Below are 12,088 nucleotides of genomic sequence, written 5' to 3' on the forward strand. Positions count from 1 at the left end.
GGGCGTACGCCGGAAGCGAGATCGTCTCGGAAAGGCCCCGGATCTTATCAACATCCGGACATCCCGTACGGCGTGTTTCGGTTCACCTTGCGGAACGGGTACCTGTCCCCGTGCGTCAGTGAGGGACGATGGGCAACCGGGGACCACGACTGTGAGGAAATCATGCGAGCTGTCCACAACCAGCTGATCCGGCGCGGCGACGACCGGCGGGACGGCCGACGTCGCGGGTTCGCGGCGGCGGTGCTCGCCGTGACGCTCGCGCTGGCCTCGGGCTGCACCGACGGTGGCGGGGGCAAGCCCTCGGGCTGGCAGAACGGCGCCGACCAGCCCGCCGCGCCGAAGGCGGCCGCCGCAATCGTCGAGCCCAAGGCCGACGCGAAGGACGTGCCCGCGTCGACCGGCATCACCTTCACCGCGACGGAGGCCGAGGAGACCAGCGTCGAGCTGAAGGACTCCGCCGGCGCGGCCGTCGAGGGCGAGCTGGCCGCCGACGGGAAGAGTTGGCTGCCCGCCGGCGCCCTGAAGTACGGCGAGACGTACACCGCGACGGTGACCGCGACCGGCGACGACGGCAAGCCGGCCACAGCGACCAGCACCTTCACCACCATGGCGAAGCCCGGCAAGCAGGTGCGGATCAGCAGCTTCCTCGGCGACGACCAGGTCGTCGGCGTCGGCATGCCGCTGATCGTCAAGTTCAGCCGGGCCATCCCGGAGGACTACCGCGACGACGTGCAGAGCCGGATGACGGTCACCTCCTCGCCGGCGCAGGAGGGCATCTGGCACTGGGTCAGCCCGACCGAGATCCGCTACCGCCCGAAGGAGTTCTGGCGGGCCGACAGCGAGGTCACCTACCGGGTCCAGGCCGGCGGCCTGCCGCTGGGCGACGGCTGGTACGGCCGGGCGGACCTCAGCGTCGGCATCAAGATCGGCCCGGCGGTGGTCATGACGGTGGACAACAAGACCAAGCGGATGACGGTCACGAAGAACGGCTCCGTGATCAAGACCATCCCGGTCAGCCTCGGCAAGAAGAGCACCCCCTCCTCCAGCGGCACGATGGTCGTCATCGAGAAGCTGCGCAAGACGGTCTTCGACACCTTCGAGGAGCTGGGCCCCGAGGAGGGCTACCGCACCAAGATCGACTATGCCCAGCGGCTGACCTGGGGCGGCGAGTTCATCCACGCCGCGCCGTGGTCCGAGGGGCAGCAGGGCCGGGTCAACGTCTCGCACGGCTGCGTCAACGTCTCGATGGCCAACGGCGCCTGGCTGTTCGCCAACACCCGCGTCGGCGACCCCATCACCGTCAAGGGCACCGAGCGCAGGCTCCAGAACGGCAACGGCTGGACCGACTGGAACATGAGCTGGGAGCAGTACGTCAAGGGCAGCGCCCTGCCGTACGAGCCGCAGAGCGACGTCGCCCCGGAAGCGAGCGGCGAGCCCACGGTCACCCCGACCAACTGAGCCCGCGAACGCCGAAGGCCCCCTCCGCGAGGAGGGGGCCTTCGGTCACCGGGTGACTGATGGGAATTGAACCCACGACAACCGGGACCACAACCCGGTGCTCTGCCAACTGAGCTACAGCCACCATGCCGTTCACACCCGACGGATCCGCGCCCGGTCGATCGCCCCGGGCGGGGTGCGGACCAATAATAGCCCCACCCCCGCCCGCCGCGTCCAGCGGGTTCCGCCGAGCGGGTTGTGCCCGGCGGCTCAGAGTCCGGCTGCTATTGCCTTGGCGGTCTCCACGTCCGGCCCGGGCAGCGGCACGAAGACGGTCCGCCGGTAGTACTCCAGCTCCCGGATGCTCTCCCGGATGTCGGCCAGGGCCCGGTGCGCGAGCCCCTTCTGCGGCTGGCCGAAGTACACCCGGGGGTACCAGCGGCGGCACAGCTCCTTGATCGACGAGACGTCGATCATCCGGTAGTGCAGGTGCGCGTCGAGGCGTGGCATGTCCCGGGTGATGAAGCCCCGGTCGGTGGCGATCGAGTTGCCGCACAGCGGGGCGGTGCGGGGGTCCTTCACATGGCTGGCGACGTAGTCCAGGACCATGTCCTCGGCCTCGGCGAGGCTCACCGTCGAGCGCCGGACCTCCTCGGTCAGCCCCGACTTGGCGTGCATCGTCGCCACGATCTCCGGCATCGCCTCCAGCGCCGCCTCGTCGGCGTGGATCACCACGTCGACGCCGTCCCCGAGCACGTTGAGGTCGGGATCGGTGACGAGCGCGGCGACCTCGATCAGTTTGTCCCTGCCGAGGTCCAACCCGGTCATCTCACAGTCGATCCAGACGAGAAGATCAGCCACCGGGACAGCCTACGCGCAGCCCACCCGGCCGCGCGCCCGCGCACCGGGGCGCGCGGTGACCGCTAGGGTTTCCCCGTGCCAGCCGAACCCGCCGCGCCGCCCGCCGTCACCGACGACGATCCCGGTGGCCGTACGGTCCGTCGGCTCGTCGCCGTCCTGGCGCTGGCCGCCGTGCTGCCGGCGCTCTACCTGCCCGGCCTGGTGCACGACTTCTTCGACCTGAAGATCTACATGCGGGCGATGGACTGGTGGTCGGCCGGGAACCCGCTCTACGACTACGCGCAGCCCGACCGGGTCCAGGGCGAGCTCTACTTCACCTATCCGCCGTTCAGCGCGCTGCTGCTGCGCCCGTTCGCGCTGCTGCCGCTGGGCGCCACCGTGGCGATCTTCACGGTCCTCACCGGGCTGGCGGTGGTGGTCACCACCCGGTGGCTGCTCGCGCCGGTGATCGCCCGGCACGGCCTGCCCCGTGTGTTCAGCCTCACCGTTGCGGTCCTGCTCGTGCTGGCCGTGGAGAGCACCCGCGAGACGATCACGTTCGGTCAGATCAACATGCTGCTGGTCGTGCTGATCCTGGCGGACCTGCTCTTCGCCGTACCCCGGGCGAGCCGGTGGGCGGGCGTGGGCGTCGGCCTCGCGACGGCGCTCAAGCTCTTCCCGGGCATCTTCATCGTCTACCTGCTGGTCACCCGCCGGTGGCGGGCGGCGCTGGTGGCGAGCGTGACGGCCGCCGCGGCGACCCTGCTCGCCGCGGCGGTCGCGCCCCGCGACTCGTGGCGGTTCTGGACGCACGAGCTGTGGGCGACCGACCGCGTCGGTCGCACGGACTACACCGGCAACCAGTCGCTGTTCGGCCTGCTCAGCCGCATCACCGCACCCGAGAAGCCCAACCAGGTGATCTGGCTGCTGCTGGTCGCGGTCGTCGCCGCGTACGGGCTGTGGCGCGCCGCCCGGGCCGCCCGCGCGGGGGACGCGCTCACCGGCCTCGCCCTCACCGGGCTGGTCGGCGCGCTGGTCAGCCCCATCACCTGGACCCACCACATCTACTGGTTCATCCCGGCCGTCGTGGTGCTGGTGGACGCGGCGCTGAGCGCCGACCCCGCGACCGGCGAGGGCACCCGCCGGCGGCGTGGGATGGCCGCGCTCGCCGTCGGCACCTCCGCCCTCATCGTGTACGGGGTGGTGACCTTCCACGACTGGGGAGTCGCCCCGGTGCGTACTGACTCGCCGGGCGAGTTCCTGGTGCGCAACACCTACGTGCTGCTGAGCCTGCTGCTGCTGGTGGCCCTGCCGGTGCGACGCGAGTGCGGCAAGTCACCTCAATTGGACAGTCTTCCCAAGTAGCGCCCTTCGTCGCTAATCTGGTCGCAACTACCTCAGGCGTCTCTCGGGTAGCACCGATCCCCCGGTGAGGACGGCCCTCCGCGTCGGCAGCGCGGAGGGCCGTTCGCCGTCGCGGCTCAGCGCCCGTCGTCCGGCGGCTGCCGGTCGGCGCCGAGGGGCGCGGTGACGGCGGAGGCGGCACGCGCGGCGGAGGCGTCGGCGGTCTCGGGGGTCTCGGAGGCGGCAGGGGCGTCGGGGACGGCGGGGCGGAGGCGAGCCTCCGCGGCGACGGGGTCGGCCCCCTGCTCGGGGGCGACGGGCGGCCAGGCCAGCGTGAGGTTCACCTCGGGCGGCCGGAGCGCCGGATCGTCCCCGACGAGGTCCGCGAGCGTCGCGGGCCGACGGGCGGGCACCGGCCCGATCGCCGGCCGGGCCCCCGGCGCGGCGGCGCCGACCGAGGCGAGCTGACGCCCGGCGAGGCGGGACCGGTCGCTGTCCCGGGTCGGCTGCGCGCCGAGGCCGCTGAGCGAGGTCACCCCGAGGCGGCCGGCGAGCACCGGCACCTGGTCGGGCTCGACCACGAAGACGACCTCGCGGGGGCGCACCGGACGCAGCAGGAGCAGGGCCAGCACCACGGTCAGCACCCCGCCGGCCAGCAGCCCGGCGGTCGCCGGGGCGGTCCAGCCGGCCCGCAGCCCCGCGCGCAGTTCCAGGGTCAGGTCGGCGCGCCCGTCGGGGCGCATCACCACCAGGCTCAGCCCCCGGTCGGCCAGCTCCGCCGGGGTCCACTCCAGCCCGCCGATCCCCTCGCGTACCCAGAAGGGCTGCCCGATCGGCGCGGGAGCGGCGGACGGCGCGGGACCGGCGGACGGCGCGGGACCGGCGGACGGCGCGGGACCGGCGGACGGCGCGGGACCGGCGGACGGCGCGGGACCGGCGGGCTCCAGCCGGACCGGCAGCGGCCCTCGGGCCAGCGCCACCCGGCGCACCTCCGCGTGCGCGACGGGGTCGAGCCAGCGCCGCACCTCGTCGGTCGGGGCCAACCCGACGAAGGCCGGGCCGTCGGGCGTCCGGGCGTCCAGCCGGAGCCGGGCCTGCCCGGCGCGGGCGAACGGCGCCTCGGCCCGCAACAGCTCGTCGACGTCCCGGACGACCACCGCGTGGCCCGGGGTCTGGACGGTCTCGAACCGGGCGCTGAAGGCACCACCGGGGTCGGTCTGCCGGGCGAGCAGCGCGAGCGCCCCGCCGGTCAGCAGCCCCGTGATCCCGACCGTCAGCAGCAGCATGGCGGCGAGCACCCGCACGAACCGCATTCGCCTCGTCCCCCTCCGTAGCCGGATACCCGGCCGACCTTACCGACGAGGGGCGACTGATCAGCGGATATCCACGGCACGGGCCCGGAAAGCAGCCGGCCCGCCGGGTGGTCCGACGGGCCGGGCAGCGGTGCGGGGTGGCTCACTCCCGCGACGTCGGCGCCCGCCGCGTACGCGAGAAGGCGAGCCCGCCGAGCAGCAGGCCGCCCACGCCGGCGACCAGGCCCGCGACCGCGAGCCCGGTGGCCACTCCGTCGCTCTCGGCGTCGTCATCGTCGTCGTCGGCCTGCGGCGCGGCGGCGCCGGTGGGGGCGGCCGACGGCGAGGCCGCCGTCAGGTTGAGCACGGGGGCGGGGGTCTCCGGCTCCTCGCCGCCGGGGAGCGGCTCCTCGATCCACCGCTGCACGTTGCCGTCGGAGTAGGTCTGCAACGTCTTGAAGACCATCGTCTCGACCTGCGGCAGCGGCCCCATCGAGACCGGGAACTCCTGGAACTGGCCGGGCTTGACCCCCGCGGCCCCGGCCGCCGTCCAGGTGATTCTGGAGACGACCTCGCTGAGCTGGCTGCCGTGCACCTCGACCGGCGGGTCCACCTTTCGCTTCTCCACCGCCACCGTCCAGCCGGGCACCGGCATGGTCGACACGGAGCCCACGGGCGCGTTCTCCGGCAGAACCACCTCCAGCTTCGTGGTGGAGGCCGTGTCGCTCTCGTTCGGCACCCGGAAGGCGAACCGGCCGTAGCCGCCCTGCGTGGCCTCCTGCGGGTCGACCGTGACGTGGGCCGAGGCGGGCGCCGCGAAGCCGAGGACGGCGGTGGCGACGGCGCCGAGCGCCAGGGCGGCGGCGGCGCTTGCGGTACGCCGGAGACGGATCATGGTGCGAGCCTTCCTGTTACCTGATCGGCACGGTGGCGGTCACCGTGGCCTGGTCGATGTCCGACGTGCGGACGGTGATGCGCAGCTGCCACTCCCCGGCGGCCGGGAAGTTGATCTCGCCGGTGGCGTGGTTGTCGGTCAGTGGCAGCAGCGGGACCTGGATGGGCTCGATCCCCGCCGCCGGCAGGGCGGCCGTGGCCCGCCACTCCACCACCGGCTGGGGCCGGTTGTCCTTCGTGTACGCGTAGAAGTGCACGGTGTTGTTGCCCCGCTCGGCCGGGTCCAGCTCGATCTGGAGCGAGTAGTTCGGGCTGGACAGCGTCGTGGAGAAGTAGCGGGGCGTCGAGCCGGCCACGTCGGCGCCGGCGGTGCGGGCGGGGGTGGTCTGCACCAGGACGGCGGACAGGCCGAGGACCACCGCCGTGATCGCCAGCTCCGCCCAGACCGCCCGCCGCATCGACGTCGGCCGGCCGGCCGCGGTGCGCCGGCGCACCAACTGCCGCGAGTACGCGGCCACCGCGATCACCAGCACGAAGAGCGCGATCTTGCCCAGCACCAGCCGCCCGTAGAAGGTGTCGACCAGCGCGCGGGGGGTGGCCACCTCGATCAGCGCCTGTACGGTGCCGGCGAGCAGCAGCACCGAGACGGCCAGCGCCGCCCAGCGCGACCAGATCGGCAGGATCGCGCCCAGCTCCCGCTCGTCGGCCCGGGGCAGCAGGAAGACCGCGAGCAGCACGAGCCCGCCCAGCCAGACCGCCATGCCGCCCAGGTGCACGGCGTCGACGACCACGGAGACCGCCGGGGCGGGCGAGGCCGCCGGGTGCCCGGCCAGCGGCCAGGTCACCAGCGCCGCCGCCCCGAGTACGCCCAGGATGACCAGGTCGCTGCGTTCGACCGGCCCCGCCATCAGGGGCCGGAGCAGGAACGCCGCCGCCGCCAACAGGCCCAGCCGGACCAGGTGCGCGGCGCCGAAGGCGCTGCCCAGCACGTCGCTGAGCCCCTGGCCGGTGACGTCGAGCACGCCGCCGCCGGCGGTGTACGGCACCTGGAGCAGGAGGTTCGCCACCGTGGAGACCGCCAGCAGGCCGAGCCCCGCCCAGGCCAGGCGGGCCGGGCCCCGCCGGGGCAGCCGCCGGGGCCAGAGCGCGGCGAGCACCAGCGCCGAGCCGACGAGCAGCAGCAGGCCGACGTAGCCGGCGTACTTGGCGACCTTGACCGCGTTGCCGACGACCGGGTCGGCCCGGCTGTCGTCCCCGCTGTCGACCGGGGGCGTCGAGGGCGCGCCGACGGAGTAGGTGAACGCGCCCGAGACGGGATGGCTGTCGGCGGAGATCACCCGGTAGCTGACCAGGTAGGTGCCGCGTGCCCCGGCGGGGTCGACCGGCACGGTGACCACGGTGCCCTCGAAGGTCGGTTCGCCGCGGTCGGCGCGGGACCCGTCCGGTGCGATCACCCTGATCTTGCCGGGCACCTTGCGGACGGACTCGCTGAACGTGAGCACGACCTCCGCCGGCGCGTTCGACACCACGGCCGAGGCGATCGGGCTGCTGCTCACCAGCACCGCGTGGGCGCTGGCGGGGCCGGCGGGTGCGATCAGCAGGGCGACGACGGTGACCAGCAGCCCGGCGATGGCGAGCAGCCGGGCGATCGGGCGGCGGTTGGCGACGTTCATGCCGGCAATGCTCTCGAATCCGACCGGTCCGGCGCGACTCCAACCATGCCCGATGCCGCCGGCGCGACCGCGAGCGACGATGCCGGTACCCGTCCGGCCGCGCCCACGTCCGGCGGATTCGCGCCCGGCCCGGTCGGCGCGGCGTCAGCCATGGTGGGCCAGGAGGGCGGCCGACGGCCGGCGGTCCGGCTCGTCGCTGACCCGACCCAGCGCCCAGAGCAGCCCCGCCTGCACCACGGCGGCCAGGTGGCCGACCTCGTGCACCAGGGCGGTCGTCGAGTTCGCGATGTCCACCGCGCTGGTGCCGGCCAGGCAGACCGCCAGCACCAGTGCCACCGGTACGAACGCGCGGGCCCGCTCGGGCCGCCACGCGGCGAGCGCGAAGCCGACGGCCAGCGCCACGTCGAAGGAGGCCATCTCGCGGCTGGCGTGCGGATCGACGCTCACGCCCAACCCGGCGAGCAGCACCGGCAGGGCGATCGCCAACTGGGCGACCGCGGCCACCGCGACCGCGACCCGCAGCACCTGCCGGCGGGCCGCCCGGGCCGCCACCCGGGCACGTCCCGCCGCGAGCGGGTCGGCGGCGACGGCCGCCAGCACCGACGCGGTCAGGTCCGGCACCGCCACCGCCTGAACCCGGACCAGCCGGGTCACCTGCTCGGCCCGGGCCAGCCAGGCCCGGCAGCCGGGGCAGCTCTCCGCGTGCGCGTCCAGCACCGCCGGCGCCGCCAGCGGGTCCTCGCCGTCCAGCCGCGCCGACAGCGCCGCGCGTACGTCGTCGCATGTCATGTGGGGGTAGTCGGACGACGCGGCGGAATAGTTCCCGAGGTGGCGCAGGCCATGGAAGGGCCGAAGGACCCTCCCGCCCCCGACACCGCCGCGTAACCTGGATTGTCGTGATCCCCGCCCCGCGCGAGACCCCCGCCGCCAGTCCGACCGGTGACGCGGGCGCCGCCGCGCGGGAGTCGGCGACCGAGTGGGCCCTGGCCGCCCGCGACGGGGACCCCGTCGCCCAGGCCGCGTTCGTCCGGCTTACCCAGGCCGAGGTGTGGCGCTTCACCGCCGCGCTGGTCGACCCGGACAGCGCCGACGACCTGACCCAGGAGACCTACCTGCGGGCGTTCCGGGCGCTGCCGGCGTTCGAGGGCCGCTCCAGCGCACGCACCTGGCTGCTGGGCATCGCCCGCCGGGCCTGCGCCGACCATCTGCGCACGGTCGTCCGTCGCCGCCGGCTCGGCGAGCGGCTCGCCGCCAACGCCTGGACGGACCGGCCGCACCCGGACCCCGCCGGCCAGTTCGGCGCCGCCGACCTGGTGCGCCGGCTGCCCGCCGAACGACGCGCGGCGTTCGTGCTCACCCAACTGCTCGGCCTGTCGTACGCCGAGGCCGCCGCCGTGGAGGGGGTGCCGGTGGGCACCATCCGCTCCCGGGTGGCCCGGGCCCGCAACGACCTCGTCGAGGCGGTCGGCGACGCCCTCGCCGGATGACCGGGAACTTCCACCGGGGACGGGACGACCAATGATCGTGACCGCACCGCACACCCGGGTCGCCCGCTGGCCCGCCGTCCGTCCCTGGCTCGGGGTCGCCGTCCGGCTGGGCCTGGCCGCCGTGTGGCTGGTCGCCGGCGGCAGCAAGGTCGGTGACCTGGCCGCCTCCGGTCGCGCCGTCAACGCCTACCAGGTCATGCCGTACGACCTCGCCACGGTGATCGGCGCGGCGCTGCCCTTCGTCGAGCTGGCGCTGGGCCTGCTGCTGCTGGTCGGGCTGGCCACGCGACTCTCCGCCGGGATCTCCGCGGCGCTGCTGGTGGTCTTCATCGTCGGCATCGTCTCGGCCTGGAGCCGGGGTCTCGCCATCGACTGCGGCTGCTTCGGCACCGGCGGGGAGCTCGCCGAGGGCCAGACCCCGAGCTACCTCCCGGAGATCCTCCGGGACCTGGGATTCCTGGCGCTGGCCGGGTTCCTGCTGATCTGGCCCCGCACCCCCGTCTCCGTGGACGGTTGGCTGGCGGGGGACGCATCCGTGGAGGACGAGGATGAGTAGTCGCAAGGGGCAGAAGGGCGCCGCCCGGGTGGTCCGCGAGCAGCTGGCCCGGGAGCGGCGGCGCAAGCGCACGCTCTGGGTCTCCGTGGCCGCCGTGGCCCTCCTGATCGTCGCCGGCCTCATCGGCTGGAGCGTCTACTCCAGCCAGCGCTCGGACGACTTCACCGCGCCCACCGGCTCGAACGAGGCCGGCACAGGGATCGTCGCCGGTTCGGGCCCGGTCACCGTCGACGTCTACGAGGACTTCCTCTGCCCGGCCTGCAAGCAGTTCGAGCAGGCCAGCGGCCCGACGATCGACCAGCTCATCAGCGAGGGCAAGGTCCGGGTCGTCTACCACCCCGTGGCGTACCTGAACCGCTTCTCCACCACCCAGTACTCGACCCGCTCCTCGGCCGCCTCCGGCTGCGCGGCGGAGGGCGGCCGGTACCGCGAGTACGCCAAGGCGCTGTTCGACCGGCAGCCGCCGGAGGGCGGCGCGGGGCTCAGCGACGCGGAACTGGTCGACATCGCGGCGGGGGCCGGCATCGACCGGGACGGCTTCGCCTCCTGCCTGCGGGAGGGCACCTTCAAGCCGTGGACCGAGCACGTGACGGAGGAGGCCAGCAAGGCCAACATCACCGGCACCCCGACGATCCTGGTCGACGGCGAGGAGATCGCCGACCGCAGCCCGGAGGGGATCAAGGCGGCGGTGGAGGCGGCCGGCAAGTGATCCGCCACCTGACCCGCGCCGGGCTGGTGCTCGTCGGCGCGCTGGCCGCGACGGTCGCGTTCGCCGGGCCGGCCGCCGCGCACGGCGCGGACGCCCCCGACGGCACCGACTACCGCGCCGAGGTGAACGCCGTCACCCCGGCCCGCCCCGGCCTGAGCGTACGGATGATCGAGGCGGGCGCGCGGCTGGAGCTGACCAACACCGGCGACCGCCCCGTCGAGGTGCTCGGCTACTCCGGCGAGCCCTACCTGCGGGTCGGCCCCGACGGCGTGTACGAGAACGCCCGCTCCCCCGCGACCTACCTGAACCGGACCATCGCCGGGGACACGCGGCTGCCGGCCGAGGCCGATCCCGCCGCCGCACCGGACTGGCGGCGGGTCGACGGCTCCGCCACGGTGCGCTGGCACGACCAGCGGGCCCTCTGGCGGGAGTCGGCGCCGCCGCCGCAGGTGCGTGCCGCCCCCGACCGGGAGCACCGGGTGCGGGACTGGACGGTGCCGCTGCGCGCCGGCACCGAGGCGGGGGAGATTCGCGGCACCCTCGACTGGGTGCCGCCGCCGGACGCGTACGTCTGGTGGGTGGTCGCCACGGTCGGGCTGCTGGCCGTGGGGGCGCTCGGGCTGCTGCCGGCCCGCTCCGGGCCGGGCGCGCGGGCGCTGGCCGGGGTCGGCGGGCTGCTGGTCCTCGGCGGGGTGGCGGCGGTGGTGTTCACCGTCGGCCGGGAGCTGGACGCCGGCGCGCGGGGCGTGCTCGGAGTGCTGACCGGCCTGCTGGGCGGCCAGGTCTGGGCGCTGCTGACCGGGCTCGGCGCCATCGCCGCCGGGGTCTTCGCGCTGGCCCGCCGCCCGGCCGCCGACTTCGCACTGGCACTGGCCGGGGCCTGCCTGGCGCTCTTCGCCGGGGTGGCCAACGCCGCCGTCTTCGCCCGCGCCGTCGCCCCCGTGCCCTGGCCGGCGACGACGGCCCGGATCCTGGTCGCCCTGATCCTCGTCGCCGGCGTCGGCGCCACGGCAGCCGGCGCCCTCCGCCTCCACGCCGCCCGCCCCTCTCCCCACCCTCACCCCCCGCCCCTCGTCCGCTGACGGTCAGGGGACGGCGTGCCGCCTGGGAACGGCCGGAGGCGGCGGTAGGGTCGTGCCATGACCGCGCCCGACCGCCTCTCCCCCGGTAACCCCGCTCCGGAGTTCAGCCTCCCCACCGACACCGGCGAAACGCTCTCGCTGGCCGACCTGCGCGGCCGCAAGGTCGTCCTGTACGCCTACCCGGCGGCCATGACGCCCGGCTGCACCACGCAGGCCTGCGACTTCCGCGACTCGCTCGCCTCGCTCCAGGCCGCCGGCTACGAAGTCGTCGGGATCTCCCCTGACAAGCCCGAGAGTCTGGCGAAGTTCCGCGAGCGCGACGCCATCACCTTCCCGCTGGTCGCCGACACCGACAAGTCCGTGCTGACCGCCTACGGCGCGTACGGCGAGAAGCAGTCGTACGGCAGGACGGTGACCGGCGTGATCCGCTCGACCTTCGTGATCGACGCGGACGGCAAGATCGAGCGCGCGCTCTACAACGTCAAGGCCACCGGTCACGTCGCCAAGCTGCGCCGGGACCTCGGGTTGGACTGAGGCGCCGGCGCACGCCGTCCGCCCGTTTCGCGGCCCCCGGTGCCCGGTCGCGCCGCCGGCCGGGCACCCGGGGGGTCGACCTCCGTGGCCGGGCCCACCACCGTTGCGGCACGACACTCTAGACTCAGCGGGTCGGCGGGAGTGGCGTAATGGCAGCCGCGGTAGGTTTAGGTCCTATTGTCCGAAAGGACGTGGGGGTTCGAATCCCCCCTCCCGCACCGAGCACCGCCTGTCGCGCGC

The 12,088-nt window shown here is 74.5% G+C and carries 12 protein-coding genes and 2 tRNA genes; 8 read left to right on the plus strand and 6 right to left on the minus strand.

What is annotated here, in order from left to right; translation table 11 throughout:
• Window positions 1-162: 162 nt before the first annotated feature.
• Window positions 163-1,458 (plus strand): L,D-transpeptidase, encoded by a 1,296-nt coding sequence (locus GA0070610_RS21630; protein WP_089001738.1) that lies wholly within the window; start codon window positions 163-165, stop codon window positions 1,456-1,458.
• A gap of 51 nt (window positions 1,459-1,509) precedes the next feature.
• On the opposite strand, the gene GA0070610_RS21635 is transcribed toward GA0070610_RS21630, so the two are convergent.
• Together GA0070610_RS21635 and orn are read right to left on the minus strand one after the other, a co-directional pair.
• Window positions 1,510-1,582 (minus strand) — tRNA-His (locus GA0070610_RS21635).
• A gap of 125 nt (window positions 1,583-1,707) precedes the next feature.
• The gene (orn, locus tag GA0070610_RS21640; RefSeq protein WP_089001739.1) at window positions 1,708-2,298 is read right to left on the minus strand and encodes an oligoribonuclease; all 591 of its coding nucleotides are present in this window, start codon (window positions 2,296-2,298) and stop codon (window positions 1,708-1,710) included.
• Between the two features lie 75 nt (window positions 2,299-2,373).
• On the opposite strand from orn, the gene GA0070610_RS21645 reads away from it, so the two are divergent.
• Entirely contained in the window at window positions 2,374-3,642 is a 1,269-nt protein-coding gene (locus GA0070610_RS21645; RefSeq protein ID WP_089001740.1) for a glycosyltransferase 87 family protein, read from the plus strand.
• Between the two features lie 116 nt (window positions 3,643-3,758).
• Here GA0070610_RS21645 and GA0070610_RS31990 read toward each other — a convergent pair whose 3' ends face one another.
• The 4 genes from GA0070610_RS31990 to GA0070610_RS21665 form a co-directional block, all read right to left on the minus strand.
• Window positions 3,759-4,934, minus strand: a complete 1,176-nt coding sequence (locus GA0070610_RS31990; protein WP_392567265.1) for a hypothetical protein — start codon at window positions 4,932-4,934, stop codon at window positions 3,759-3,761.
• A gap of 142 nt (window positions 4,935-5,076) precedes the next feature.
• On the minus strand, window positions 5,077-5,808 hold the full coding sequence (locus tag GA0070610_RS21655) for a YcnI family copper-binding membrane protein (protein WP_089001741.1): 732 nt from the start codon (window positions 5,806-5,808) through the stop codon (window positions 5,077-5,079).
• A gap of 16 nt (window positions 5,809-5,824) precedes the next feature.
• Window positions 5,825-7,489 (minus strand): copper resistance CopC/CopD family protein, encoded by a 1,665-nt coding sequence (locus GA0070610_RS21660; protein WP_172896706.1) that lies wholly within the window; start codon window positions 7,487-7,489, stop codon window positions 5,825-5,827.
• Window positions 7,490-7,624: 135 nt separating this feature from the next.
• Complete coding sequence (locus GA0070610_RS21665) at window positions 7,625-8,269, minus strand: zf-HC2 domain-containing protein (protein ID WP_089001743.1); 645 nt, start codon at window positions 8,267-8,269, stop codon at window positions 7,625-7,627.
• 107 nt (window positions 8,270-8,376) lie between these two features.
• On the opposite strand from GA0070610_RS21665, the gene GA0070610_RS21670 reads away from it, so the two are divergent.
• From GA0070610_RS21670 to GA0070610_RS21695, 6 genes are all read left to right on the plus strand, one after another.
• Complete coding sequence (locus tag GA0070610_RS21670) at window positions 8,377-8,967, plus strand: sigma factor-like helix-turn-helix DNA-binding protein (RefSeq protein ID WP_089001744.1); 591 nt, start codon at window positions 8,377-8,379, stop codon at window positions 8,965-8,967.
• 31 nt (window positions 8,968-8,998) lie between these two features.
• Complete coding sequence (locus GA0070610_RS21675) at window positions 8,999-9,523, plus strand: MauE/DoxX family redox-associated membrane protein (RefSeq protein ID WP_089001745.1); 525 nt, start codon at window positions 8,999-9,001, stop codon at window positions 9,521-9,523.
• Window positions 9,516-10,232, plus strand: a complete 717-nt coding sequence (locus tag GA0070610_RS21680; protein ID WP_089001746.1) for a DsbA family protein — start codon at window positions 9,516-9,518, stop codon at window positions 10,230-10,232. Before GA0070610_RS21675 ends, GA0070610_RS21680 begins: the two co-directional genes overlap by 8 nt.
• On the plus strand, window positions 10,229-11,314 hold the full coding sequence (locus tag GA0070610_RS21685) for a hypothetical protein (protein ID WP_089001747.1): 1,086 nt from the start codon (window positions 10,229-10,231) through the stop codon (window positions 11,312-11,314). The genes GA0070610_RS21680 and GA0070610_RS21685 overlap by 4 nt, the downstream gene beginning before the upstream one ends.
• A gap of 57 nt (window positions 11,315-11,371) precedes the next feature.
• The gene (gene bcp, locus GA0070610_RS21690) at window positions 11,372-11,848 is read left to right on the plus strand and encodes a thioredoxin-dependent thiol peroxidase (protein ID WP_089001748.1); all 477 of its coding nucleotides are present in this window, start codon (window positions 11,372-11,374) and stop codon (window positions 11,846-11,848) included.
• 135 nt (window positions 11,849-11,983) lie between these two features.
• Window positions 11,984-12,066 (plus strand) — tRNA-Leu (locus GA0070610_RS21695).
• The last annotated feature ends 22 nt before the right edge of the window (window positions 12,067-12,088 follow it).

This window comes from Micromonospora echinofusca, from assembly GCF_900091445.1.
GTDB classification, from domain to species: Bacteria; Actinomycetota; Actinomycetes; order Mycobacteriales; family Micromonosporaceae; genus Micromonospora; species Micromonospora echinofusca.